This window comes from Hymenobacter setariae (genome assembly GCF_007713685.1).
Taxonomy (GTDB): Bacteria; Bacteroidota; Bacteroidia; order Cytophagales; family Hymenobacteraceae; genus Hymenobacter; species Hymenobacter setariae.
The window spans coordinates 17103-41921 of sequence record NZ_VMRJ01000006.1 but is presented as its reverse complement, the minus strand read 5'-3'; the positions used below and the strand labels follow the sequence as shown (position 1 = coordinate 41921).

Sequence of the window (24819 nt, the reverse complement as noted above, 5' to 3'; positions counted from 1 at the left end):
GAGAGAAATGGGTTCTCCACGTGATGCGTCAAGGTCACTTTGGTATGCTAAGCACCTTAGGCGGCTAGCTTAATGCCCGCAGGGGCACGGCGTGGTTTTACCGGCGTGGCTCTTATACCAGCGGGTTTTCTTTTGCAGCGAGCCGTGGCGGGCGCAGCCGCTGGCGGTGCCCAACATGGCAGCCAGCAATAACAGGGCGGGCAAACGGGAGTTAATGAATAGCTTCACGGCGAATATTTTTTTATCAAAAGTACTTTACTTCAGCTAGGTTGCCCAACGTGTAGCAGGGGGCAACTAGTTTATTCTACCGCTCATGGCTTCTGATTTTTCACTTTCTATCAATCTAGTTGATATTCCGGCCCGCGTAATTTATCCGGCTACGCTGCGCGTGGCCGATGGCCGCATTGCCGCCATTGAGGCCACGCCCGACGCTACGGCCCCCGACCCCGCCCTACCCTATGCCCTGCCGGGCTTTGTGGATGCGCACGTGCACGTCGAGAGCTCGCTGCTGGTACCTAGTGAGTTTGCGCGCCTGGCCCTACCGCATGGCACGGTGGCTACCGTGAGCGACCCGCACGAAATTGGGAACGTGCTAGGGGTGGCCGGCGTGCAGTACATGCTCGACAATGCGGCTACCGTACCATTTAAGTTTTGCTTTGGTGCGCCGAGCTGCGTGCCAGCCACGCCCTTCGAAACAGCTGGCGCCGAAATTACGGCCGCCGATATCGAGGCCCTCTTTCAAAACCCCAAAATCGGCTACCTAGCCGAGATGATGAACTGGCCCGGCGTGCTGAACCGCGACCCCGTGGTGATGGAAAAAATCGACCTAGCGCTGCGCTATGGCCGCCCCGTGGATGGCCACGCGCCGGGCCTGCGTGGGGCCGATGCCGAGCGCTACGCCAGCGCTGGCATCAGCACCGACCACGAGTGCTTTACGGCTGAGGAAGCGCGCGACAAGCTGGCCGCCGACATGAAAGTACTCATCCGGGAGGGCTCGGCAGCGCGCAATTTTGACGCGCTCATCGAGCTGCTGCCGCGCTACTACGACTGCCTCATGTTTTGCTCGGACGACAAGCACCCCGATACGCTACTGCTGGGCCACATCAACCAGCTAGTGCAGCGGGCAGTTGCCCTAGGGTACAGCGTATTTGAGGTCTTGCAAATAGCTTGCCTCAACCCCATAGCGCACTACAACCTGCCGGTGGGCCAGCTGCGCCTAGGTGACCCCGCCGACTTTATCGTGGTCGAAAACCTAACGGAATTTGCGGTGCAACAAACCTACCTTGATGGGGTGCTGGTGGCCGAAAATGGCCAGTGCCTACTGCCCGCCGCTTCGGTAGAAGTACTCAATAACTTTCACGCGCAGCCGGTGCAGGCCGCCGATTTGGCCGTCGCGGTGTCGGGGGGCCACCTGCTCACGCCAGTTATCGAATGCTTTGATGGCCAGCTCATCACGGCCCGGCGCGACCTAGGCCTGCCCACAGCGGGCGGCTACATTCAGCCCGACTTGGAGCAGGATGTACTTAAGCTGGTGGTGCTCAACCGCTACGCGCCGGGGGCCGCACCAGCGGTGGCCTTCATCAAGGGCTTTGGGCTGAAGGAAGGGGCGCTGGCTAGCAGCGTAGGCCACGACTCGCACAACATCACAGCCGTGGGCGTTGACGACGACAGCATAGCCCGCGCCATCAACCTAGTAGTAGCGGCGCAGGGCGGCTTAGCTGCCGTGGGACCCGCGGGCGCCGAGTACGTGCTGCCCTTGCCGGTGGCCGGCCTCATGTCAGACCAGCCTGGTCCTGAAGTGGCTGCGGCGTATTCTAGGCTCGATGACTTTGCTAAAATCGAGCTACGCTCGGGGCTCCAAGCACCTTTTATGACGCTGTCCTTCATGGCGCTGCTGGTGATACCGAGCCTCAAGCTCAGCGACAAAGGCCTTTTCGACGGCGACAAGTTCGACTTTGTGCGTTAGCCAGGTTTAGAAAGCCATAAAAAAATGGGACCAGGTAGCAATTGCTACCTGGCCCCATTTTTTTATACCTAGGAAGTTTACTTGGCAGGTACGGCAAAATCGATATTAAAACGCTTGGCAAGTAGACGCTGAAGTTTTTCTTCAGTCAGCGGCTTAGTGAGGTACTCCACATTGGGGTACTGCGCCACGCGGGCTGTGTCGGCGGCGTGCATCGAGGTTGTGAGCACGGCTACTACAGTGCGCTCTTGCACCTCGGCGGGCAGTTGGTTGTATTGTTCCAGAAAGTCGAAACCGCTCATGCCGGGCATTTTCAAGTCCACAAAGACGAGATCGGCTGCCGGGGCGGGTGTGTCTTGCGTATCGCTCCAGAGGAAGCGGCTGGCTTCCTCGGCCCGCGTGAAGGTGCTAACCTTCTTCGCCAGTGCTAGGCGACCCAGCAACCGGTTGTTGAGGAAGCTGGTCGTCTCGTTGTCATCCACCAGCACGATATGGTTGAGCACTTCCATGGGGTATTCTATTAAACCTTTAGATTGTTCACTTATTGCTATACTCCTACGAAGTTACCACGCTCGCCTCACTTCTTTTTACCGTTGTGGCTATTTTATTTAGCTACTGCCGAGCTAAAGCCAACCCTGGGCGCGCATCCAATCATCGTTATAGATTTTGCCTAGGTAGCGCGTGCCGTGGTCGGGCAGCACTATCACCATTGTGTCCTCTTCGTTGAGGTGCTCGCGGGCGTATTCGAGCGCACCGTGCGTGGCCGAGCCGCAGCTCCAGCCCACAAACAGGCCTTCTTCCTTGGCTAAGCGGCGGGTCATAAGAGCGCCGTCCTTATCGGTTACTTTAATGAACTGGTCGATGACGTCGAAGTCCACGTTCTTGGGCAGAATGTCCTCGCCGATACCTTCTGTTTTGTAGGGGTAGATTTCGTTTTCGTCAAAAATCCCGGTCTCCTTATACTTCTTGAATACCGAGCCGTAGGTGTCGATACCTAGGGTAAATACGGCAGGGTTTTGCTCCTTCAGGTACTTGCTGGTGCCGCAGATGGTGCCTCCCGTGCCCACACCCGCCGCAAAGTGCGTGATTTTGCCCTCGGTCCCCGTCCAGATTTCGGGGCCAGTAGCCTCGTAGTGCGCCGCCGTATTCGACATGTTGTCGTACTGGTTGGGGTAGAATGAGTTGGGCGTTTCGGCGTTCAGGCGCTTGGCCACCGAGTAGTAGCTCCTAGGGTCTTCGGGGGCCACATCGACGGGGCAAATGACCACCTCGGCACCTACGGCGCGCAAGATGTCCTGCTTTTCCTTGCTCTGCTTATCGCTCATCACGAAGATGGTTTTGTAACCTTTCGCAATGGCCGTGAGGGCTAGGCCCATGCCCGTGTTGCCACTGGTACCCTCGATGATGGTGCCGCCGGGCTTGAGAATGCCAGCCGCCTCGGCGTCTTCTATCATGCGCAGGGCCATGCGGTCCTTCACCGAGTTGCCGGGGTTAAAATACTCTACCTTAGCGAGTACAGTGCCTTTGATACCTTCGGTAACTTTGTTGAGCCGCACGAGTGGCGTGTTGCCGAGGGTTTCTATTATATGATTAAAATACATGGGGAAGAGGTGGGAGGGGAAATGAAGCGGCCACGAAGCCACAAAGGTAGGCAGGGGCCCTAGGTGCGGGCGGCGGCAGGCAAAGCGGTGCAGAATGCCCGGCCCGGCCCTACTTTTGCCCCAATTCATTCCTCCCAACAAGTCAGCCGCCCATGAGCGTTCTCGTCAATAAAGATTCCAAGGTCATCGTGCAGGGCTTCACCGGCTCCGAAGGCTCGTTCCACGCGCAGCAAATGATGGATTATGGCACCCAGGTAGTGGGTGGCGTAACGCCCGGCAAGGGCGGCACCGAGCACCTAGGTCGCCCCGTGTTCAACACCGTGGCCGACGCCGTAGCTGCTACCCAAGCCGATACCAGCATCATCTTCGTGCCCCCGGCATTTGCCGCCGACGCTATTCTGGAAGCTGCCCAGGCCGGTATTAAAGTTATCGTCACCATCACGGAAGGCATCCCGACCAAGGACATGATTGCCGTGAAGCACTACCTCAAAGACCGCCCCGGCATCACGATGATTGGGCCAAACTGCCCCGGCGTTATCACCGCTGGCGAGTGCAAAGTGGGCATCATGCCTGGCTTCATTTTTCAGAAAGGCCGCGTAGGCATCGTGTCGAAGTCGGGCACGCTGACTTACGAAGCTGTTGACCAGCTCACCAAAGCTGGCCTAGGTCAGACCACGGCCATCGGCATCGGCGGCGACCCCATCATCGGCACTACTACCAAGCAGGCAGTAGAATTGCTGATGAATGACCCCGAAACCGAAGGCATCGTGATGATTGGCGAAATCGGTGGTGGCATGGAAGCCGAAGCTGCTCGCTGGATTAAGGAAAGCGGCAACAAGAAGCCCGTGGTAGGCTTCATTGCTGGCCAAACGGCGCCTCCCGGCCGCCGCATGGGCCACGCCGGTGCCATCGTAGGCGGCGCCGACGACACGGCTGCTGCTAAAATGGCCATCATGCGCGAGTGCGGCATCCACGTGGTGGATTCGCCCGCCGAGATTGGCGAAACGATGCTGAAAGTATTGGGCGCTAAGTAAGCTGCGCACTTTATCTTCAAAAAAGCCCCGGTTTGCGCCGGGGCTTTTTTTAATTATTCAAACTATTATAAATCAGCAAAGTAATCTATATAATAGCTATGCTTTTCGTTTTCTAGTACTTCGCGAAAAGTTCTTTTGGGCTCGCCTAGCTCCTGGCGCATCTGCCGCTCAATCTCTGCGACGGGTTTATCTGCATACAAATATTTTTCTAGAGGATGCGTATTGTCAGCTAGATATAGCACCCGGTCGCCACCAAAAGCATGCGCCACCTGCCGCAAATAACGACGCCACTCATTACGGGCAGCCGTAGCTTCGCTGCCATCAGCATTTTGCAGGCCAAACCACTGCCGATAACGATAAGGCGGTGAGAAGGAAAATATTGCAAAGGGGTCGAACGAGAGCCTAAGACCGTAAGGCCCTTTAAAATCAATAGTTGGAATAGCTGCCGTATCAAAATCGTAATAAAGCGGGTCTTCTAGTATGGGCTGCCAGGCCGAAGGCTTAGCCAGTGCCAATCGCTGCCGTGGGCTAGCACCCTTCCAAGCATACATATGCTCCAGAAAAGACCCTCTGTTAGCTAGCACCATTGCATCAAGCCGGGGCTGAATAAGGGCGATTATCTCGCCTAGCGTTTTGCCTTCGAAGGGTAATTGATGGTTAAGGATTGGAATTAAATCAGTACCCATCTTTACTTACTTCTTCTGCTTCAACAAGTGCGGAAAAAATGCTATGCCCACCGACGTGTAACTGCGCCCCAGTTTGAACTGCCGGGCCGGGTCAGCTTCATCATTGGCACCTCGGCGGTAGCCGAAGGTATTGGAGGCACCTAGGGCCAGCTGAAGCTGCAGGCTACGCTGGGCAAACTCGGGCCGCAAGCGGAAATAGAACATCGGCTCTTGGCGCAAGATGGGCGCCGTGGCCACCGGCACGCCTTGGTCGGTGATATCGGTGAGACGCAATTGCACCACCCGATATGCCAGCCCCAAACTAACTAGCGGGCTGGGTTGAAAGGTGGCGTAGGCCTCGCCCGAATATTTGCTGTAATTGCCATCGAGCTGGTGCCGAATGGGCTCGCGAAACGTAAACAGGGTGGACCCATCATCGATGTAACGTGCCTGCGCATGCGCCCGCCCAAAGCCGGCCAGCCCACCCACCAGCCAATGCTGGCCTAGGGGCCAATAGGTACCCACGGCCAGCTCGTACTGGTTGTTTTTGGCGTAGCTAGCGCTGTCCAAGCCTTGGCCCGGGCCTGGGCGGCTGCCTTTGAAGCTGGTGGCCGCACGCACCAGCAGGTGAGGCACGGGCGAGTAAGTAACCCCAAAATCGACGCGGTCGCTGAGCGCCCAGCTGCCAGTTATTTCCACTTCACCTTTAGCCCTGATTTCGGGTGCCGCGCCCTGCATAGGCACATACACTGAGCAGCTACTTACGCCTAGCAGCAAAGCACTTACAACTGATTTTGAGTAACGATTAACCATCCGGATATGAGAAAAGGAATAAGAAGCGTAAAGAAAGCTGGGGCAGCGCTATTTGCCTAGCTTTCCTACTGAGAGCCAAGCCGCGGGCTGAGCGTTGCAGGAGCCTAATTTAAAAGCTGGTCCGGTCGCGGAGCGGCGTTTCGCGTATAGCAAGGAGCCGCCTGTTCAGTGGCCTCAGTTTGCCTTTTTTATGTCTGATTATTCCTGCGATGCCCTCATTATCGGCTCTGGCCAGGCTGGTAACCCCCTAGCAAAAGCGCTAGCCGAAGCCGGCCAAAAAGTTATTCTGGTAGAAGCCGCGCAGATGGGTGGCTCGTGCCTCAACTACGGCTGCGTACCCACTAAAACTTTGCTGGCCTCGGCCACCCGTGCCCACCAGGTGCACACTGCCGCTAACCTAGGAGTGTACGTGCGGGGCGAGGTCGAAATAGACATGCCGACCGTGGTGGCGCGCAAGGAAAAGCTGCTCGCCAAATCGCGCCGCAGCCTCACTGAATCGCTGGCTCCCGAGCACGAAAATATTACAGTAGTGCGCGGCCATGCGGCCTTCACTGGCCCGTACCAAGTGCACGTGCAGGAAACCAAGGAGCGCAGCAGTGAGATTACCGCCAAGCAAGTTTTTGTGAACACGGGCACGCACGCTGCCGTGCCGCCAGTACCCGGCCTGGCCGATACCAAGTTTTTGACTACTACCGAACTGCTTGACCTGGAAGAAGTACCTGAGCACTTGCTCATTCTGGGGGGCGGCTATATCGGGCTGGAGTTTGGGCAGATGTTTCGGCGCTTTGGTAGCCGCATCACCATAGTAGAGCACAGTGGGCAGGTGCTGGAGCGTGAAGACGACGACGTGTGCCAAGTACTGCAAGATGCGCTTACGGCCGAAGGCATCGAGTTTATTATGAACGCCGAAGTGCACCACGTGTCACAAAACGCTGAGGGTCAGTTTAACCTTGCTACCAGTACCCGCCAGGGCGAGCGCCGCCTGCACGGCAGCCACCTGCTGGTAGCTACCGGCCGCAAACCTAACACCGAGGGCCTAGGGCTGGAACTGGCCGGGGTCAAGACCGATGAGCAAGGCTACATCGAGGTGAATACCCGCCTGCAATCCAACGTAGACCATATTTATGCCTTAGGTGATGTGCACGGCGGGCCGCAGTTTACGCACCTGAGCTACGACGATTACCGCGTGGTGCGCGACAACCTACTGCATCAGGGCCCGCGCCGCTCGGCCAAGCAGCGCCCCCTGCCCTACTGCGTATTCACCGACCCCGCCCTCGGGCGCATTGGCCTGAGCGAGACGCAGGCCAAGGACCAGGGTATCGACTACCGCGTGAGCGTGACGCCGGTAAAGAAAATCAGCCGGGCCCAGCAAACCGGCGACGACCTAGGCTTCTGGAAAATGTTGGTAGGTCCCGACGACCGTATCATTGGCGCGGCCATCATTGGCCCCGAAGCCGGCGAAATTATGACCATCGTGCAAGTAGCTATGGCTGGTGGCCTACAATACCAAGAACTCGCCGAAATGGTGATAGCTCACCCCGTGTGGGCCGAAGGCTTGAACGTGGCCTTCAAAGACATAAAGTAATCCCTAGGTCTACCAAAAAAGCGGGCGCAACGTCATACCGACGTTGCGCCCGCTTTTTTGGTAGACCTAGGGATTATACTTACTTTTTCCCAGCGTCAGCCTTTACCACGCGCACGCCTACCGACATAATGCCGGGCAGTTGGTTTTGGCGCATATACTGCTCTAGGGTCACTTTGTAGTTGCCGGACCGGGCAAAGTGCACATTGCGCAGCGCTAGAAACTGGTGGTCGAAAATGTCGCCCGCACCTGCACCTAGCGGCTCGCCAGTTTTGGGGTCGAAGAGTGGCATGTAATGCAGCAGTGGCTGGCCCACTACGCGGCCATCGGGGCCGGTGAGCGTGTGCTTGAGATATAGATTATAAAACCTATAAGCCGACGCATTGCGTACGTTGAAGTATACCTCGTAGCGGCCGGTAGTGTCCGCAATGGGGAAGGTAAAACTTGGGCGCTGCTGCACATCCCACACGTAAGGGTCGCCGGTGGGCGACTTGAGGTCGGTATTTTCTTCGTACACCCGATTGGGGTCGCAGGCGCTGAGGGTAGTAAGGGCAGCTAGCGCCAGCAGCACCGGCCAGGGCCGGGCCACCAGCCGAGAGAGCAGCTTGGGCATGAGCAGGAAAGAAGCTTGTCGGTTCACAAAAGCTAGGTGCTTAGTTGCCACTGGCGGGCGGACCAGCGGGGTTTTGACCGCCGCCGTGGCGGCCACTACCGCCGCGGCGACCGCGGCCACGGTTGCCGCTACGCCCGCTGTCGCCGCCCTCGCGGGGTGGGCGCGGCTGCTGGGGGGCGCCGCTGCCTTCGGCAGGCGCCGAGCCTTTGGGGGGGCGGTTGGCCTGGTCGGGGCGGCGCGGGCGCTCTTGCTCGGGCCGGGTAGCGTCGGGGGTAGTAGCGCCACTATCGCTGGAATTACCTCCACGGTTGCGACCACCGCGCCGGTTGAGGGGGCGGGCGGCGGCCCCACGGCGGCCGCGCTGCTCGCCGGCTTCGTCGGAGGGCGGGCCCGAGGGAGTGGCTGGTACTACTTCGGCCCGTGGGGCAGCACTAGGCTGGCCTTCGGGGCGGGGCGGGCGGCCACCTTCGGGGCGCTCCAAGCGGTCGGGCCGCTCGCGGCGCCGGGGCTCACGGGCTTCGCGCGGCTCGCGGGCTTCGGGTGCGGCCGGAGTGGCGCTGGTCTCGCGGGCCTCGGGGCGGTCGCTACGGTCTTTGTCTTTGCGCTTGCGCTTGCCGCGCTTGCTACCACCTTTTATTTGGTCGTCGAGCCGGTCTAGGTCGCCTTCCATCAAGGTCGAAACAGCGGGCGCTACTTCTTCCTGCACGCGGGGGGCAGCCAGGGTTTCGGGCCGCTCGCCTTTTTTGTTAAGCTCCAGCACCTCGCGCACGCGGTCTGTCGAGAGCATTACCCAGTTGTTGTCGCCCTTGAAGGCAAACCACATACGCTTGCGGAAGATATCAGTCTTCTGCAAAAAGGCCTCACCGTTGGCTACTTGCAGTGGGCGCTGCACCTGCGGAATATCCTTGAGGGCATCGAGGTAGGCGTCGAGCTCGTAGTTGAGGCAGCACTTGAGGCGGCCACACTGGCCAGCCAACTTCTGCGGATTCAGGCTCAGGTTTTGGTAGCGGGCGGCGGTGGTGCTCACGGCCTTGAAGTCGGTGAGCCAGGTAGAGCAGCATAGCTCACGCCCGCACACTCCGATGCCGCCGATACGGCCCGCCTCCTGGCGCAGCGATATTTGGCGCATCTCTACGCGCACCCGAAACTCGTCGGCCAGCCGCCGAATGAGCTCTCGAAAATCGACGCGGTCCTCGGCTGAATAGTAGAACAGCGCCCGCGTGCGGTCGGCCTGATACTCTACATCGGAAAGCTTCATTTTGAGGCGCAGCTCATCGACCACGGCGCGGGCCCGGAACATGGTACCGTTTTCAAGGTCACGTACGGCCTGCCAGCGTTCCTCATCATCGGGAGTAGCTACGCGCAGAATGGCCTTAATATCGCGCGAGTCGGTGGGCACCTTCTTTTTGCGCATTTGCAGGCGCACCAGTTCGCCCTTGAGCGACACGTGCCCTAAGTGCCAACCCGAGCCAGCAGCCTCTACTACGACGGCATCGCCAGTCACGAGCGGCAGGTTTTTATCGTTGCGAAAAAACTCCTTTCGGCCGCCCTTAAAGCGGATTTCTACGCAATCAAAGCCCCGAAAATCAGAGGGCATATCGACATCGGCAAGCCAGTCGAACACATTGAGCCGGGTGCAGCCGCCCGACGAGCAGCCACCCTTGGAGCCGCAGCCGCCTACCTTGCTGGTAGAGCAGCCGCCGCCGGATGAACAGGAAGCACAAGCCATAAGGCTGATATATCTATAGTTGAGGCGGCGTAAGAAAAGCCGCACGAAAGCAGGAATCTAGCAAATATAACCGTTTGAGCAAGCGGAAAGGTTTGGCCTGGCTTGGTACGGTGCAAAAGCGTTGAGCTAAGCGAGCGCAGCAGGTCAAGCAGAGTGCTGAACACGCTTAATACTACTTCGCCTAGGTCGATTGGCCTGCTTTGCGCATAGAGAAGCAGTAGCGCTGGGGGCGCCACGACATATTTTCTTTCTGCAGCTATGATGCCTTGCAACTAAAGGTCTTCACTTTAGCTCAATCACTATATCGCCCATCCATCTTTTCCTATGAAAAAATACATTTACTTATTGCCGCTGTTGGCGCTAGCGCGCCCGGCCTGCGCCCAGCACTTTGAAGTGGTAGAACGGGCCGCGCCAAATTTGTCTTGGTACAGCGGGCCCGATGCCAATAGCACATCCTTCATCAACCGGAGTTCGGACGATGGAGTGTATAAAGGTGGGGCGTACACCAACAGCCCTTATGGCAGGCACGCCGGACTAGGCCTAGGGCTAGGCCTGCGGGCACTGTACGTAGGGAAGCGGGCCGGACTGTTGGTGATAGACCTAGGCTATGACTGGCAGCGCACCCGCACCGACATAGTGGCCGTCAGCAACGTAGACTGGTCGCGGCAGTCGCAAACCGGCACTCAGACGCAGTATGCGGCCGACGGCGAAACCTTCCTACACTCGCAGAATATCAGCTTATTTGCGGGGTATGGTCACCGCTTTGGGGAAGGACTTTGGCATTTTGATATACTGGCTGGCCCCGAAATCACCACAACATTTGGAAGCCGTGAAAGCGGCGAAGGCACCTTCAACAACGGGCGCACTTGGGTCACCGATACCCGGCGTAGCTCCTTTGGGCTGGATGGCCGCTTGCGGGGTGACTTCACTGCTTGGCATGGCCGGGCAGGTATTAATATTAGCTACTCAACTGGGCTCATTAGCGCGCAAAGTGGCCTATTGGGTGGCCCACTGCGAAAGTCCTTCGGACAGGTGCTGCGTTTCGGCATCGCCTACCGGCTCAACTAGGATTGACTTTTTTCTCGAATACAAGCAAAAAAGGCCAGTCTGCAAAGGAGCAGACTGGCCTTTTTTACAATGATGGAGGGTGGGCTTATTCGCCGGGCTTCAGCACCACTTTCAAGCAGTTGTCCTTTTTGTGGCGGAAGATATCGTAGCCGTGGGCGGCCTGCGAAAGCGGCAGGCGGTGCGAGATGATGTCGTCAAGCACTACTTCACCCTTGATAATGTGCTGCAATAGCTTATCGATATGCTTGTGAGCTGGCGCCTGACCGCCCACTAGCTTGATGCCTTTGTCGAAAAACTGGCCAACCGGGAAGTTGTCGTTGGTAGTGGCGTACACGCCAAGCACCGTTACTACACCGCCGCGGCGCACGGCGCTCATGCAGGCTTCAATGATTTTGGGCGAGCCTTTTTCGAGGTTAATGACGGCCTTGGCACGGTCAAGCAGATTGCGGTCGGGCTCGAAGCCTACGCAATCGACGCACACGTCGGCGCCGCGGCCTTGGCTCATGTCGCGGATTATCTGTATTACTTGGTCGTGGCTTTCCCAAAGAATGGTTTCGCAACGGGTCGTTTCCTTGGCCTTGTCGAGGCGATACTGCTGCGTATCTACGATAACCACGCGGGCCGCACCGCGCAGCCAAGCGCTTTTGGCTGCCATGATACCCACCGGGCCAGCACCGAAAATGGCGATGAACTCGCCGCCTTTTACTTCGGCCCAATCGATGCCCGAGTAGCCAGTCGGGAAGATGTCGGTGAGGAATAGTACTTGCTCATCGGTGAGGAAATCAGGCACTTTGCGCGGGCCAAAGTCGGCGTAGGGTACACGCACGTACTCGGCTTGGCCGCCGTCGTAACCGCCATACAGGTCAGTGTAGCCGAAGAGCGCGCCGCCCTTTTGGGTCAGCAAGCCGCCCTCGGGGCCGTAGTGGTCGGGGTTCGAGTTTTCGCAGTGGCCGGGCAGCGAGTGGTTGCAGAAAAAGCAGGTGCCGCATGCTACCGGAAAGGGCACTACCACGCGGTCGCCGCGCTTGAGGTTACCCACGCCTTTGCCTACTTCCTCCACGATGCCCATAAACTCGTGCCCGAGTACCATGGGCGAGGTGGGCAGCGAGCCGTTATAGATGTGCAGGTCGGAGCCGCAGATGGCGGTGCTGGTAACGCGGATGATGGCATCGCGCGAGTCTTTCAGCGTGGGGTCATCGACGGTATCGACGCTAACATTGCGCGGACCGTGAAACACTAATGCTTTCATGGGGAGTAGGCTAAGTTGGGAAGGAGAAAAGTACCCAAACTAACGGCCCGGCTAGCGGCTGGTTGCGCTAGGTTACATCTTTCCGCCATCCTGCAACTAAGTTTCATTATCGCTATTGCTCAGCCTTTTGCGACACTCAAACCCAACCGCAAAGAGCACTTATACCACTCGAGGTCAACTGCTCACCCTTCTTATTAAAGCTGATAAATCTGCACGCCCTTAGTCGTAACGAAGTAGGCATATTGGTCACTCAGCAGCACCTGGCGCACAGTCGTTGCATCGAGGTCGGCGGGAAGTGGCTGAGTGCGCTCGGTGAGGTTGTATAGGTGAAAGAAATGCAGCTGGCCCCCACTCAAGTACGCTATCTCATCGCCCCGAAACGTTATAAAATCGAGCCCCGTGAAGGGTAACTTCTTGCGATAATTCCCTAGGTTGTCAAACACGAAGATGCCACTCGTGCGGTCAACCAAGTAAATATTGTTCTGGTACTGCCGCAGAAAGCGGAAATCGGGCCGGCTGCGGCCGATGAGCAGGTCGAGCGGCGTGTTTTGCACTAGGCGCAGGGCCTGCGGGTCGAACTCGCGCAACACCAAATTGCTTTCGTCGAGCAGCCATAGTAGGCCATCGGGCGCCAGGGTGGCCGTGCGCACGGTGCCATCGACATAGTCTGCCAGCCGGATTTCACTCAGTGGCGCCAAGAAGCGGTCGAGCAGCAGCACCTGCTGTCGGTCGTCGTAGAAGACTAGTACGCTATTCTGGTTCCAGGCTTCAAGTACCGCCACATGGCCGGGCTGGGCTGGCGAATAAGTATTCAGTGGCTGCCCAGCAGTAGTAAGCTGGCGCAGGTTGTTGTCCTTATCGGCTAGGTAGAGCGTGCCGCGCCGGTCTACAGAAGCCGCGCTAGCCTGCGGCAGCGTTAGACTTTTGACCAATGTCCAGGCGCTGGGTGCCGGAGCGGGTGCATTGGGGTTTAGTGTCTTGGGCCCAGGCGCGGCCTCGACGGGGGCTACCCCAGCGGCCGGCGCTACGGAGGCAGCGCTGGGCACGGTAGCTTGCGCTAGGGCGCCCAGCGGCAAAGCCAGGATTACGACCAACGCCCCTATCCAGCTTGGCTGCTGCAACCTCGTCGCAACCGACCTAGGGGCATTATTACCCCTTGTATTCCTGCAAAGCCATCGTGGTACCGTCATACACGCCATAGGAGCAATAATTGACCCATTCACCCAAATTAATGTACTGGCTGCCGGGGCCTACGGCTACGTCGAGCGGTAGGTGCCGATGACCAAATACGTAATAATCGTGGTGTTGGCGTTTTTCCACCTCGCGGCAGTACACGAGCAGCCACTCGTCTTCACCAAAATATTTGGCGTCGGCGGCCCCGTTTTGGATGCGCGAGTGCTGGCTCCACTTACTGGCAATGCCGATACCTAGGTTAGGATGCAGGCGCGCAAAGAGCCACTGCGTAAAGCGCGAATTGAATACCGGCTTCATCAGGCGCTTGTAAGCAAAGTCGCCGGGCCCTAAGCCATCGCCGTGGCCAATGTGAAAGAGTTTGTCGCCCATGCGCTGCGTCACCGGGTCGCGCTGAATAGGAATGCCCATCTCTTGCGTGAAGTACCCAAACATCCACATGTCGTGGTTGCCGGTGAAGAGCGTGATGGGCAGGCCGCCATCGGTAAGCTCGGCCAGCTTGCCCTGCAAGCGGCTAAAGCCACGGGGAATGGCATGCTTGTACTCAAACCAAAAATCAAACACATCACCTAGCAAGTAGATGGCCGCCGCGTCTTTGGCCGCCTCATCGAGCCAGCGCACAATGCGGCGCTCACGCTCGCGTGAGGTGACCGCGTCGGGCACTCCTAAGTGAAAGTCGGAAGCAAAATATACCCGCTTGCCGGCTGGCAAAGCCAGCGGCGGCAATTCGGGCAGCAACTTAGGCGTCATCTTCGAGCAAGAACAAGGTGAGCCGGCGCGGGCCGTGGGCACCTAACACAAGCGTTTTTTCGATGTCGGCCGTGCGGCTAGGGCCCGTGGTGAGCGACATCATGGAAGGCAATTCGGTGCCATAGCGGCTTTGCACTGCGCGCAGCGCGTCGCCGATTTCGGCCACCACCTGGCTAGGCCGGGCCAGCACTACGTGCTGGTCGGGGTAGATGCTGAGTCGCCGGCCACTAGCTGTGGCAGGCGCCACCACAATGCTGCCGGTGCGTGCCACCAGCGCTTCGCACGAAGTAAGCCCGATGGCCGCCTGGGCCTTAAATTCAGCCTCAGTGGCTTGAAAGGGCACACCAGCCTCAGCTAGCAGCGCTTGTAGAGTGGGCTCCCACACGTAGAACTGCTGGTCGTCGGGTAGACGCTCGGCTAGCCAAGCCCGCAGTTCGGCACCTAGCTGCGCTAGCGTTTCGCAGTAAAAGAACTCGCCCCCGATGCGCCGAAAACTTGCGGCAAACGTGACGGCCAATTCGGCATCAGGCAAGGGTAGGTGCACGGGAGCAGCCCAGTCGGGTTGCGGAGGCTGGGGCGCCGGTCCATTAGCCAAGGCCGTACGGATGCGGGCTAGCATAGTATCGCGGGAAGACATAGAGCAAAGGTAGGGGTAGGATGATGGCTAGCTTAGTTAGCTGCTCTGGCTGCGGCCACTATTGTGAGGCATCAGCAGCCTTAGAAGCGCCAAAGCGCGTAGCCAATTGCCGGCCAAAATAGCTGGTCCGCACCGAATCGGGCAATGCTTGGTAATAAGGGCGCAGGCGCTGCCGGGCCGCCGGCAAGTCACCGGCATTGCGTAAGGCAAAAAGAGCTGCCTCTGAATGTGGGTGGCGCTTAACAAACTGTGCTGAAGCCCTGGCCATATAGTCGAGAAACTGCTCCTGCACCCGGCGAGTAGAATCAGCCCAACGGTCAATTTCGGATTTATTACCTGCTCCGATGGCCACGTCCATCTTAGCTTTCATTCGCTTTACATCCAGAAAGTAGCTGTTCCAGATGCTATCACGCGTGAGCAGGAAAAGGGATAATTCCCGCTGCTGCGGTGCCGTTGAAAACAGCTGAGCATCTCGGTGATAGGACCCGGCGCCAGTTGGCCCTAGGCCCGCTGTCTGGTAGATATCGGGCCGCAGATTGGCGCCAGGTGTAACTACGGCCGCCATAGAATCAGTTGGCAGGTACACATCAAGGCTGCTTGTTACTTTATTCTCGCATACACAATACACGTCGTAAACGCCAGGGTACGTTACCTTCCCCCTAAAAATGGCCTCCCCATTCACTATCCTAGTAGTATACTGTAACTCAATTGTGCGGCCACTAGGCCGATACAATTTACCAATCCCATTCTGGCAGTTTTTTATCTGCACTTTTACTAGGTAGGGATATTCTTTCACTACTGGTGCTGGCGCTTGGCAAGCGGCCATACTCAACCCTAGTAAGCTAGCTAACCAGCCTGCACGCTTTCCAAATAGTCGCCTTGTTTTCATGCTAGTAGCTGCTAATAAGAGTGAAGTTCACCCCTAAGAAAGCACCCACTTTTGGTATAACTTGTAGTTGAGCGTTAAACAAAAAAGGTCAGCCGAAATCGGCTGACCTTTTTTGTATCTGTTTATCTAAAAGCGCGTTTTATACGGGCTCTGACTCGGGCATACCGGGCAGATGAAGCTCGGGCAGGTCGCTGGCGATTTTAGCGCCAGGATTCTCATTTTTCACTTCGCTGGCGGTTTCCGAACGGTCGGTACCGGCCATGTGAGCCTGGTAATTGGTTTGGCCACCGAAAGGACGCTTGCCTACTAGGCGCTCTAGGTCATCTTGCAGCAGCACTTCTTTCTCAAGCAACTCTTTGGCAATTACCTCCAGTTCGTGGCGGCGCTCGGTTAGCAGCTCCTTGGTGCGGGTGTATGCATTATCGATGATGGTGCGAACTTCTTCGTCTATCATCTGCGAAGTAGCTTCCGAATAAGGCTTCGAGAAACCGTACTCGTTCTGGCCTTTCGAGTCGTAGAACGACACGTTGCCCAGCTTGGGGTTCATGCCGTACATCGTCACGATGCTGTAAGCCATCTTTGTGATGCGCTCCAAGTCGCTCAAGGCACCGGTCGAAATTTTGCCAAAGACCAGTTCTTCTGCTGCGCGGCCACCTAGGGCCATGCACATCTCGTCAATGAGCTGCTCGGTGTTGTACAAGAATTGCTCTTTGGGCAAGTACTGTGCGTAGCCGAGAGCTGCCACACCGCGCGGCACAATGCTCACCTTCACCAGCGGGTCGGTGTGCTCCAAGAACCAGCCTGCGATAGCGTGGCCAGCTTCGTGGTAAGCGACAATGCGCTTCTCACCGGGCGAGATGATTTTGTTTTTCTTCTCCAAGCCCCCAATCACGCGGTCGATAGCGTCGGTGAAGTCTTGGTTGGTAATCATCTTTTTGTCGCGGCGGGCAGCAATGAGGGCGGCCTCGTTGCAGACATTGGCGATTTCGGCGCCTGCAAAGCCTGGCGTTTGGGCCGAGAGCTTTTTGGCGTCTACGTCGGTACCTAGGGTTAGCGGCTTGAGGTGCACCTGGAAAATCTGGGTGCGACCGTTAATGTCTGGCTTATCGATGCTAATCTGACGGTCGAAGCGACCAGGACGCAGCAGCGCCGAGTCCAGCGTATCGGGGCGGTTGGTAGCGGCCAAGATGATAACACCCGAGTCGGTGCCAAAGCCGTCCATTTCTACTAGCAGTGAGTTCAGCGTGTTCTCGCGCTCGTCGTTGCCACCGGGCATTGAGCCCTTGCTACGCGAGCGGCCCACAGCGTCAATCTCGTCGATGAAGATGATGCAGGGCGCTTTGGCTTTAGCTTGCTTGAAGAGGTCACGTACACGGGCAGCACCTACCCCAACGAACATCTCTACGAAGTCGGAGCCCGATAGCGAGAAGAACGGCACATCAGCCTCACCAGCTACAGCTTTAGCCAGCAGAGTTTTACCAGTACCAGGAGGGCCCACTAGCAGTGCGCCTTTCGGAATTTTGCCACCTAGGATGGTGAATTTGCTGGGGTTCTTCAAGAACTCCACAATCTCCTGTACCTCTTCTTTTGCTTCTTCTAGGCCAGCTACGTCTTTAAACGTAACCTTCACTTTATCACCACCTTCAAAGAGGGCAGCGCGGCTCTTGCCGATGTTGAAAATCTGACCACCGGGGCCACCTGCGCTGCCTACACGGCGCATCAGCACCCAGAAACCGACCATGAGCAGGATAATCATACCGGGGCCAGTAATGATGTCAATCAGGCTCACACGGTTTTGAATATCAAAGCCTTGGCGCTTGGTTGGGTCAACATTGGCCTGCACCTTGTCTAGGTCTTCTTTGAAAAGCTTGGGGTCGACAATGGGAAAGGCAAACTGCACATCGCGTCCCACCACGAAAGGCCCACGGCGAGCGGTTAGCTCGTTGAGGTACTCGGGCTTGCGCAGGGCAGCGGGCGTAAGGCCAAACTCGACAATCTTATCGTTGTAGAGTGTAATCTTTTCGACATCACCCGCCAGCAGCATCTGCTCGAATTTCTGCTGGTTGGTTTTGATGGCCGAATTGTAGCCGCTGAAATAGAACATTCCGAGCAGCAGGAACAAGAGCCCCCCCAGCACCCACATCTGCACGCCCGGCCGGGGCGAGGGATTGGGCACCGTAGGTTTGCGGCGCTTGTTAGGCGTGGTATCAGACATAAAAGATGATTAACGAGGGAATATAAATCTGGGGTAAAACTGTAGGCCGCAGTGTTTGTTGCTACGCAACTGCCGAGGCCACCTGCACTAAAACGCCAACACCCCCCTAATACTTTAACGGGAAGCCTCAGCAGGCTCTTCAATATAGGTAAACTCGGCGTCGCCCCATAGCTCTTCGAGCGCGTAGAACTGACGCCGGTCGCGCAAGAAAACGTGCACTACAACATCTACGTAATCCAACAGTACCCACTCACGATTGGTGCGCCCTTCGGTCTGCCAAGGGCTTTGACCGGTAAGTTTTTCTACTTCCTCTTCTACTGAGCGCGCTAGGGCGTCGAGTTGAGTATCTGAATTTGCTGAGCAAATGACAAAATAGTCGGCCACAGCGTTCTTCAATTCTTTTAGATTGAGCACCACAATGTCAGTGCCCTTTCTTTCTTGCATGCCGCGAACGACTACTTCTGCCAATGTGTCCGAATCCTGCCGGACTAACGTGCTCTTCATAGAGAAATCTAATTGTTTACTTTGCTAAAGTACGACTGCTAACTCCGTTGGTCATCAGCCCCGACACCTTATTCACGGGCCAGCAACTTATTTGGTTGCCGGCCTGCCCTTCTACTAACTCGGTGGCGCAGCAACTGCAGCGCGAAAACCGGGCCAGTGAAGGCTGTACCGTCATTACCGGTCACCAAACCGCTGGCCGAGGCCAGCGCGGCAACCAATGGGAAGCCGCCGCTAACGAAAACCTGACGCTTTCGGTAGTGTGGCAACCCACCTTTTTGGTTGCCACCGAGCAGTTTTTGCTTAGCCAAGCTGTAGCCCTTGCGGCACTCGACTGGGCCCGTCGCTGGCTGGGCGCCAGTGGTGAGGACAGCTTACGCGTAAAGTGGCCCAACGACTTGTACGTCGGCAATCAGAAGCTCGGAGGCATCCTGATAGAGAACACCCTAAGCGGGGCAAAAATTCAGTATAGTATTGTCGGAATAGGCTTGAACGTGAACCAGCAGTCCTTTGCTGTGCCCACTGCTACTTCCCTAAGCTTGCTTACGGGCCGCCAGTACGACCTAGCTACTACGGCTGCCCGCCTACTAGAATGCCTTGAGGCTCGCTACCTTCAACTACGAGCAGGACGCGTGGGCCAGCTGCGGCGCGACTACCTAGCAGCCTTGTACCGTTATCAGCAGCCGCATCAGTTTTTGGTAGATGGACAAGCCACGACGGGCGAAATTGTAGGCGTGGAAGACGACGGTCGCCTTGCCGTGCGCCTGAGTGGCGAAGTACGGCGCTTTGGCGTGCAAGAAATTAGATATTTAGGGGAAGTAACCTAGGGAGCAGGCCGCCACGTTGACACAGATAAGATAGTGGTAGGGCGAGTATCGGCCTAGTTTGGTCGACTGCGTAGTACGGCACGGTGCTTGTCATAGCTACTTTCGTGGCAGGTATTCGGCAACGCAGCTGAACTATCCTTTCCAGGCTCGCCTTACGGCTCTGACTATGCGCTTCTCTACTACTGTTTTATTATTTCTCACCCTCCTGACCGGCGCTACGAGCTGGGCGGCGCCACAGACGGCTAGCCACCCCAAGCTCACCAGCTACCGGGCTACCCAGGTTGCTACTCCTACGCCCACGCTTACGGTGTTTCCAAACCCTACTCGGGGGCAGCTCACAGTGCAAGCCGTCGGCTTGTCGGGCCAGGGCTACAAGTTTCGCCTTGCCAACGTGCTAGGCCGCGAAGTGCGCCTGCTGGCTTTCCGGCCCGAGCAGGCCTCTGAGGCGCTGGCCGTAGACCTTAGCGGCTTGCCCGCTGGCTTGTACTTCTACTCGCTGCTAGTAAACGATAAAATAGTGAGCACAAAGCGCCTGACTTTGCAGGCCGACTAACCCGCGCACCGCCCGGCAACTTATTTTTACCTGAAAGCAGTTCTCGCCCGAGAACTGCTTTTTTGTGCTTACCCGGTGCGCATTACGCAACCCCTCGGAGCTTCATGCCTACTTTTGGGGGACTGTAGCCTAGCGGGCAGTTAGTTATTTCGTTGCTTTTCTGGCTTTCCGCCCCTAGGGTCGCCCACTCCGGCTTCGGCCGCCTTTGCGTTGTATGCGTTCTTTTCAAAAACTGAATAACCTGGTTGGCTGGCTGGTTTTCGCCATTGCGGCCGTCACCTACCTCCTCACCCTGGAGCCCACGGCCTCCTTTTGGGACTGCGGCGAGTTTATAGCTTGTTCCTATAAGCTGCTGGTACCGCACCCCCCCGGGGCCCCCACCTTCTTGCTGCTGGGCCGCCTGATGTCGTTGCTGAGCTTCGGCGACGTGACCAAGGTAGCGGTGCTCATCAACGCGCTATCGGGCTTAAGCAGCGCATTCACGGTACTATTTCTATTCTGGATTATCACCCGCTTAGGGCGCAAACTGCTACTAGCGCGTAAAGAGTTGGATGTAGAAACGCCTGAGCCGACCGGCGGTCAGACGCTGCTCATCTTAGGTGCGGGCGTGGTAGGCGCCTTGAGCTTTGCCTTCTCCGACTCATTCTGGTTCAATGCCGTGGAGGGCGAAGTGTACGCCATGTCGGCGCTGTGCACCGCCGCAGTAGTTTGGATAATGCTGAAGTGGGAAGAGTACGCCGACGAGGCCGACTCCGATAAGTGGCTCATTCTTATTGCCTACGTTATTGGCCTCAGCATTGGTGTTCACTTGCTGAACCTGCTGGCCCTGCCCGCGCTGGCCTTCATGTACTACTACCGCCGCACGGCTAACCCCACTACCCTAGGTGGCATTATCACGCTGGTCGTGAGCTTGGTTATTGTGGGCTCGGTGCTAGTGGGTATCATCCCCGGTCTGCCCACGCTGGCGGGCGGGTTTGAGGTGTTCTTCATCAACAACCTCGGGCTGCCCTTCAACTCGGGTCTGATTATTTTCTTGGTGCTGTTTCTGGGGCTCATCTACGCGGGCTTCAAGCTGTCGTATCGCCTTCGGAGCCAACTGCTGAACACAGCCATGCTGTGCTTCGTGTTCATCCTGATTGGCTACTCAACCTATTTAGTAGTGCCCATCCGGGCGTCCTTCCTGCCCACCATCAACGAGAACAATCCTAACGACGTGCTGTCGTTTGTGAGCTACCTCAAGCGTGAGCAGTACGGCTCGCGCCCGTTGCTCTACGGCCCCCAGTTCAATGCCCAACCCGACCACTACGAGGAAGGTGCGCCGCGCTACCAGCGCAAGGATGGCCACTACGAAGAGATACTGCCCCGCGCCCAAGAGCCTGGCTACGCCGACGCCGATAAGATGCTGCTGCCGCGCATCTATAGCTACGAGCCGGCTCACATTCAAGAGTATAAGAAGTGGATACCTGACTTGCAGGAGGGCGTGAAGCCCACGATGGGCCAGAACCTAGGCTTCCTGTTCCAGTATCAGATGGGCCACATGTTCTGGCGCTACTTCGGCTGGAACTACATCGGGCGCGAGTCTGATATTCAGCAGGCGGGTGTAGTTACGCCATTTAGCGCCAGCGCTAACAACTTGCCGCCGCGCATCGGCCAGAGCTTTGCGCACAACAATTTCTTTGCTATTCCCCTCATCCTAGGGCTGATTGGCTTGTTCTTCCAGGTGTATCGCCGCGGGCACGACGCCTTAATTGTGGGCTTGCTGTTCTTGTTCACGGGCTTGGCTATCATCGTCTACCTCAACCAGCCGCCGCTGGAGCCGCGCGAGCGTGACTACACCTTCACGGGCGCCACGTTTGCGTTCGCCATCTGGATTGGCCTCGGGGTGCTGGGCATTGCCGAGCTACTGCGCTCGGCGGTGAAGGCCGATGGTGTACGCGCTGGCATTGCGGTGCTGCTGGGTGTTATCGCGCCGGGTATCCTGGCTGCTCAAGGATGGGATGACCACGACCGCTCGGGCCGCTACAACTCGGTAGACTCGGCTAAGAACCTGCTCAACAGCTGCGCGCCAAACGCTATTCTGTTTACCAACGGCGACAACGACACCTTCCCGCTTTGGTATGCCCAAGAGGTGGAAGGCGTACGCACCGACGTGCGCGTGGCCGTACTCTCGTACCTGAACACCGACTGGTATATCCAGCAGATGAAGCGCCCCTCCTACAAGTCAGAGCCGCTGCCTATCTCAATGGGCGACGCCAGCTACTCGCAGGGTAATAATGACATTCTGTATTACAACCCCAACGAGGCCGTGAAGGAACTGAACTTGAAGGAGTTCATCGGCTTGGTTAGCCAGAACAGCCCGCTGCTGCGCCAGAGCTACGGCGAAGGCCAGCAGGTGACGACGTTCCCGACCAGCCAGTTCTACATGACTGTCGATACGACGGCGGTGAAGTCCCTAGGTATCATTCCGAAAGACCGGCAGAACCAACTCGTAGGTCGCCTCGATTGGAGCATGGGTAAGCGGGCCATCGAGAAGAAGAACCTAGTGATTCTGGACATGATTGCTACCAATAACTGGAAGCGGCCTATCTACTTCAGTTCCACGGTGGCTCCATCGGACTACATGAACTTGCAGCCCTACTTCCAGCTCGAAGGCATGGCTTACCGCCTGCTGCCGCTGAAGGACCCGAACTACAATCCCCGCGGCGACGAGGGCTACGTAGAGAAGCCCATTTGCTACGAGGAACTTATGAAAACCTTCAGCTACCGCGGCCTCAACAACGCTAATGTCTTCTACGACGAGAACAACCTGCGCTTCCCGGCCAACTACCGCGATAAGTTTGCCCGCCTGGCCAATGCTTACCTCGAAGCCGGCGACAAAGCCAAAGCTAAAGAAGTAGCTGACAAATGCCTGGCTGTGATGCCCGACGCAGCCGTGCCCTTCGACTACTACACGCCGCAGCTGGTGCCTGTGCTTTATGCCGTGGGCGAAAAAGCTCAGGCTAACGCTATCCTAGATAAGCTGACTGACCGTAGCATCAAGATACTGAGCTACTACCAGACCCACGACGGTGCCATGTTCGACGATGCCCAGCGCGGCTACCTGCTCACGCTCCAGAGCGTGTACCAAGCCGCGGCCCAGGTCGGCGACCAAGCTCGCGCTAAGAAGGCATACGACGTCCTAGGTCCTTACTTACAGGGCGGCGGGCAGTAAGCGCCTATAATCACCCACAAAAAAAGCCACCTATGAAGGTGGCTTTTTTTGTGGAAGTGCAATTTCAAAAGCTATTCGAAGCAGAAGCTTAGGTGTTCAACTCGTACCCTGAGAAGTCCTTGCGTAGCTGAGTCTTCAGTAGCTTACCGGTGGCAGTGTGGGGCAGTTGCGCCACAAATTCCACGGCGTCGGGCTTCCACCAGGGTGCGATTTTGCCATCGAGGAAAGCCAGCAGCTCGGCGGCAGTCACGTCGTGGTCGGGCTTGCGGACTACTACTAGCAGCGGGCGCTCGCTCCATTTGGGGTGTGGCACGCCGATGACAGCGGCCTCGGCCACGGCGGGGTGCGCGATGGCCAGGTTTTCGAGGTCGATACTCGAAATCCATTCGCCGCCCGACTTTATCACGTCCTTCGAGCGGTCGGTAATGTTCATGAAGCCATCGGGGTCGATGGTGGCCACATCGCCGGTTTTGAACCAGCCGCTGGCCGTGAGCTGACTGGGCTGGGTGGTGCCAAAGTAGTCGCTGGCAATGAACGGCCCGCGCACCAGCAGGTCGCCGAAGGCCACGCCATCGTGCGGCAGCGGCTGCCCGGCCTCGTCTACTATCTCCATATCGACGCCGAAGATGACGCGGCCCTGCTTGATTTTCAAGAAGAACTGTGCATCAGCCGGCAAGTCGAGGTGTTTGCCTTTGAGCGTGCTCACGGTACCTAGGGGCGACGTTTCGCTCATGCCCCAGGCGTGGCGAATTTCGATGCCCAGCTCCTCATCAAAGGCCCGTAGCAGAGCCGGTGGGCACGAAGCACCGCCCACTATCATTTTGCGCAAGGTGCTGAACTTGCGCGGGCCTTGGCGCATGAACTGCAGTAATCCAAACCAAATGGTAGGCACGCCAGCCGAGAAAGTGACTCGCTCGCTCTCAAACAGCTCGTACAGACTGGCCGCATCTAGCGCGGGGCCAGGCAGCACGAGCTTGCAGCCATTGAGCGGCGCCAGGTACGGGATGCCCCAGGCATTGACGTGGAACATGGGCACGACGGGCAAAATCACGTCGCGGGCGCCGCAATTAAAGCAGTCGGGCAGCGAGGCGGCGTAGCTGTGCAGCAGCGTGGAGCGGTGCGAGTAGAGCACGCCCTTGGGCTCGTCGGTGGTGCCCGAGGTATAGCAAAGCGACGAAGCCGTGTTCTCGTCAAACGTCGGCCACTCGTAGTCAGCGGCTTCAGCGGCCAACAGGGCCTCGTAGCTACCTAGGCCGGGCAACGTTGACTCGGCGGGCAAGTGCTCGGGCCCGGCCATCAGTATCCACTTTTCGACCTTAGGGCAGTGCGGGGCCAGCTTCTCGACCAAAGGCAAAAACGTGAGGTCGAAGAACAGCAGCCGGTCCTCGGCGTGGTTGATGATGTAAATGAGCTGCTCGATGAATAAGCGCGGATTGATGGTGTGGCACACCGCGCCCATCCCCGAAATACCGTAGTACAGCTCAAAATGCCGGTACGTATTCCACGCCAGCGTGCCGATGCGGTCGCCCATTTGGATACCTAGGCGGTGCAGGGCGTTGGCCAGCTGCCGGGCACGCTGGTGGGCGGCGGCGTAGGTGTAGCGGTGCAGGCCGCCCTCAGGCAGGCGCGACACGATTTCGGTATCGGCGTGCCACTTGGCGTCGTGCTCGAGAAGCCCTGCAATGCGCAGGGGCGTCGACATCATTAATCCTAGCATGGGTGGGAATG

At 57.6% G+C, this 24819-nt stretch carries 21 protein-coding genes and 1 pseudogene; 7 read left to right on the top strand and 15 right to left on the bottom strand.

Annotation, left to right across the window (positions count from 1 at the left end; genetic code table 11):
* Positions 1-69: 69 nt before the first annotated feature.
* A complete protein-coding gene (locus FNT36_RS25860) occupies positions 70-204 on the bottom strand; it encodes a hypothetical protein (protein ID WP_262712187.1) in 135 nt (44 codons plus the stop codon).
* A 109-nt stretch (positions 205-313) separates the two neighbouring features.
* Here FNT36_RS25860 and ade point away from each other — a divergent pair, with 109 nt between their 5' ends.
* Positions 314-1966 carry an adenine deaminase gene (ade, locus tag FNT36_RS20940; RefSeq protein ID WP_144851776.1) on the top strand — a complete coding sequence of 551 codons (1653 nt, stop codon included), beginning with the start codon at positions 314-316 and terminating at the stop codon, positions 1964-1966.
* Positions 1967-2043: 77 nt separating this feature from the next.
* On the opposite strand, the gene FNT36_RS20935 is transcribed toward ade, so the two are convergent.
* Together FNT36_RS20935 and FNT36_RS20930 are read right to left on the bottom strand one after the other, a co-directional pair.
* Positions 2044-2472, bottom strand: coding sequence for a response regulator (locus FNT36_RS20935; protein ID WP_144851774.1), 429 nt, complete (start codon positions 2470-2472; stop codon positions 2044-2046).
* 117 nt (positions 2473-2589) lie between these two features.
* Positions 2590-3564: pseudogene (locus FNT36_RS20930) on the bottom strand (PLP-dependent cysteine synthase family protein); the annotation flags it as partial.
* A gap of 152 nt (positions 3565-3716) precedes the next feature.
* Between FNT36_RS20930 and sucD the strand changes: the two are divergent.
* Entirely contained in the window at positions 3717-4598 is an 882-nt protein-coding gene (sucD, locus tag FNT36_RS20925; protein WP_144851770.1) for a succinate--CoA ligase subunit alpha, read from the top strand.
* A gap of 65 nt (positions 4599-4663) precedes the next feature.
* On the opposite strand, the gene FNT36_RS20920 is transcribed toward sucD, so the two are convergent.
* Together FNT36_RS20920 and FNT36_RS20915 are read right to left on the bottom strand one after the other, a co-directional pair.
* Entirely contained in the window at positions 4664-5284 is a 621-nt protein-coding gene (locus FNT36_RS20920; RefSeq protein WP_144851768.1) for a hypothetical protein, read from the bottom strand.
* A 6-nt stretch (positions 5285-5290) separates the two neighbouring features.
* Positions 5291-6007 carry a hypothetical protein gene (locus FNT36_RS20915; RefSeq protein ID WP_233636119.1) on the bottom strand — a complete coding sequence of 239 codons (717 nt, stop codon included), beginning with the start codon at positions 6005-6007 and terminating at the stop codon, positions 5291-5293.
* A 259-nt stretch (positions 6008-6266) separates the two neighbouring features.
* Here FNT36_RS20915 and FNT36_RS20910 point away from each other — a divergent pair, with 259 nt between their 5' ends.
* Positions 6267-7661, top strand: a complete 1395-nt coding sequence (locus FNT36_RS20910) for a mercuric reductase (protein ID WP_144851764.1) — start codon at positions 6267-6269, stop codon at positions 7659-7661.
* 79 nt (positions 7662-7740) lie between these two features.
* Here the strand turns inward: FNT36_RS20910 and FNT36_RS20905 are convergent, their stop codons facing one another.
* On the bottom strand, positions 7741-8298 hold the full coding sequence (locus FNT36_RS20905) for a gliding motility lipoprotein GldH (protein ID WP_233636118.1): 558 nt from the start codon (positions 8296-8298) through the stop codon (positions 7741-7743).
* Positions 8299-8311: 13 nt separating this feature from the next.
* Positions 8312-10000 carry a PSP1 domain-containing protein gene (ricT, locus tag FNT36_RS20900; RefSeq protein WP_233636117.1) on the bottom strand — a complete coding sequence of 563 codons (1689 nt, stop codon included), beginning with the start codon at positions 9998-10000 and terminating at the stop codon, positions 8312-8314.
* Positions 10001-10324: 324 nt separating this feature from the next.
* On the opposite strand from ricT, the gene FNT36_RS20895 reads away from it, so the two are divergent.
* The gene (locus tag FNT36_RS20895; RefSeq protein WP_144851759.1) at positions 10325-11068 is read left to right on the top strand and encodes a hypothetical protein; all 744 of its coding nucleotides are present in this window, start codon (positions 10325-10327) and stop codon (positions 11066-11068) included.
* A gap of 85 nt (positions 11069-11153) precedes the next feature.
* Here FNT36_RS20895 and FNT36_RS20890 read toward each other — a convergent pair whose 3' ends face one another.
* The 7 genes from FNT36_RS20890 to rsfS form a co-directional block, all read right to left on the bottom strand.
* A complete protein-coding gene (locus tag FNT36_RS20890) occupies positions 11154-12317 on the bottom strand; it encodes a zinc-dependent alcohol dehydrogenase (protein WP_144851757.1) in 1164 nt (387 codons plus the stop codon).
* Positions 12318-12511: 194 nt separating this feature from the next.
* On the bottom strand, positions 12512-13411 hold the full coding sequence (locus FNT36_RS20885) for a hypothetical protein (protein WP_233636116.1): 900 nt from the start codon (positions 13409-13411) through the stop codon (positions 12512-12514).
* A gap of 55 nt (positions 13412-13466) precedes the next feature.
* Positions 13467-14258 carry a UDP-2,3-diacylglucosamine diphosphatase gene (locus tag FNT36_RS20880; protein WP_144851753.1) on the bottom strand — a complete coding sequence of 264 codons (792 nt, stop codon included), beginning with the start codon at positions 14256-14258 and terminating at the stop codon, positions 13467-13469.
* Positions 14248-14895, bottom strand: coding sequence for a LutC/YkgG family protein (locus FNT36_RS20875; RefSeq protein WP_144851751.1), 648 nt, complete (start codon positions 14893-14895; stop codon positions 14248-14250). Before FNT36_RS20875 ends, FNT36_RS20880 begins: the two co-directional genes overlap by 11 nt.
* Before the next feature lie 58 nt (positions 14896-14953).
* Complete coding sequence (locus FNT36_RS20870) at positions 14954-15460, bottom strand: hypothetical protein (protein ID WP_144851749.1); 507 nt, start codon at positions 15458-15460, stop codon at positions 14954-14956.
* Positions 15461-15923: 463 nt separating this feature from the next.
* Positions 15924-17999, bottom strand: a complete 2076-nt coding sequence (ftsH, locus tag FNT36_RS20865; protein ID WP_233636115.1) for an ATP-dependent zinc metalloprotease FtsH — start codon at positions 17997-17999, stop codon at positions 15924-15926.
* A gap of 114 nt (positions 18000-18113) precedes the next feature.
* Positions 18114-18503: a ribosome silencing factor gene (rsfS, locus tag FNT36_RS20860; RefSeq protein WP_144851747.1), complete on the bottom strand. Its 390-nt coding sequence runs from the start codon at positions 18501-18503 to the stop codon at positions 18114-18116.
* A 47-nt stretch (positions 18504-18550) separates the two neighbouring features.
* Between rsfS and FNT36_RS20855 the strand changes: the two genes are divergently transcribed.
* The 3 genes from FNT36_RS20855 (at position 18551) to FNT36_RS20845 (ending at position 23091) form a co-directional block, all read left to right on the top strand.
* A complete protein-coding gene (locus FNT36_RS20855; RefSeq protein WP_317129624.1) occupies positions 18551-19327 on the top strand; it encodes a biotin--[acetyl-CoA-carboxylase] ligase in 777 nt (258 codons plus the stop codon).
* A gap of 166 nt (positions 19328-19493) precedes the next feature.
* The gene (locus FNT36_RS20850; protein ID WP_144851745.1) at positions 19494-19880 is read left to right on the top strand and encodes a T9SS type A sorting domain-containing protein; all 387 of its coding nucleotides are present in this window, start codon (positions 19494-19496) and stop codon (positions 19878-19880) included.
* A 214-nt stretch (positions 19881-20094) separates the two neighbouring features.
* A complete protein-coding gene (locus FNT36_RS20845) occupies positions 20095-23091 on the top strand; it encodes a glycosyltransferase family 117 protein (protein WP_144851743.1) in 2997 nt (998 codons plus the stop codon).
* 88 nt (positions 23092-23179) lie between these two features.
* Here FNT36_RS20845 and FNT36_RS20840 read toward each other — a convergent pair whose 3' ends face one another.
* A complete protein-coding gene (locus tag FNT36_RS20840; protein WP_262712186.1) occupies positions 23180-24808 on the bottom strand; it encodes a 3-(methylthio)propionyl-CoA ligase in 1629 nt (542 codons plus the stop codon).
* Positions 24809-24819 lie beyond the last annotated feature (11 nt).

Coding starts and splice junctions, on each gene's coding strand:
- FNT36_RS20895 (WP_144851759.1), top strand. CDS start 10,325: ATGAAAAAATACATTTACTTATTGCCGCTGTTGGCGCTAGCGCGCCCG.
- FNT36_RS20870 (WP_144851749.1), bottom strand. CDS start 15,460: ATGGCGGCCGTAGTTACACCTGGCGCCAATCTGCGGCCCGATATCTAC.
- FNT36_RS20935 (WP_144851774.1), bottom strand. CDS start 2,472: ATGGAAGTGCTCAACCATATCGTGCTGGTGGATGACAACGAGACGACC.
- FNT36_RS20845 (WP_144851743.1), top strand. CDS start 20,095: ATGCGTTCTTTTCAAAAACTGAATAACCTGGTTGGCTGGCTGGTTTTC.
- FNT36_RS20875 (WP_144851751.1), bottom strand. CDS start 14,895: ATGTCTTCCCGCGATACTATGCTAGCCCGCATCCGTACGGCCTTGGCT.
- FNT36_RS20890 (WP_144851757.1), bottom strand. CDS start 12,317: ATGAAAGCATTAGTGTTTCACGGTCCGCGCAATGTTAGCGTCGATACC.
- FNT36_RS20910 (WP_144851764.1), top strand. CDS start 6,267: ATGTCTGATTATTCCTGCGATGCCCTCATTATCGGCTCTGGCCAGGCT.
- FNT36_RS20840 (WP_262712186.1), bottom strand. CDS start 24,808: ATGCTAGGATTAATGATGTCGACGCCCCTGCGCATTGCAGGGCTTCTC.
- rsfS (WP_144851747.1), bottom strand. CDS start 18,503: ATGAAGAGCACGTTAGTCCGGCAGGATTCGGACACATTGGCAGAAGTA.
- ftsH (WP_233636115.1), bottom strand. CDS start 17,999: ATGTCTGATACCACGCCTAACAAGCGCCGCAAACCTACGGTGCCCAAT.
- FNT36_RS20920 (WP_144851768.1), bottom strand. CDS start 5,284: ATGGGTACTGATTTAATTCCAATCCTTAACCATCAATTACCCTTCGAA.
- ade (WP_144851776.1), top strand. CDS start 314: ATGGCTTCTGATTTTTCACTTTCTATCAATCTAGTTGATATTCCGGCC.
- sucD (WP_144851770.1), top strand. CDS start 3,717: ATGAGCGTTCTCGTCAATAAAGATTCCAAGGTCATCGTGCAGGGCTTC.
- FNT36_RS20850 (WP_144851745.1), top strand. CDS start 19,494: ATGCGCTTCTCTACTACTGTTTTATTATTTCTCACCCTCCTGACCGGC.
- ricT (WP_233636117.1), bottom strand. CDS start 10,000: ATGGCTTGTGCTTCCTGTTCATCCGGCGGCGGCTGCTCTACCAGCAAG.
- FNT36_RS20880 (WP_144851753.1), bottom strand. CDS start 14,258: ATGACGCCTAAGTTGCTGCCCGAATTGCCGCCGCTGGCTTTGCCAGCC.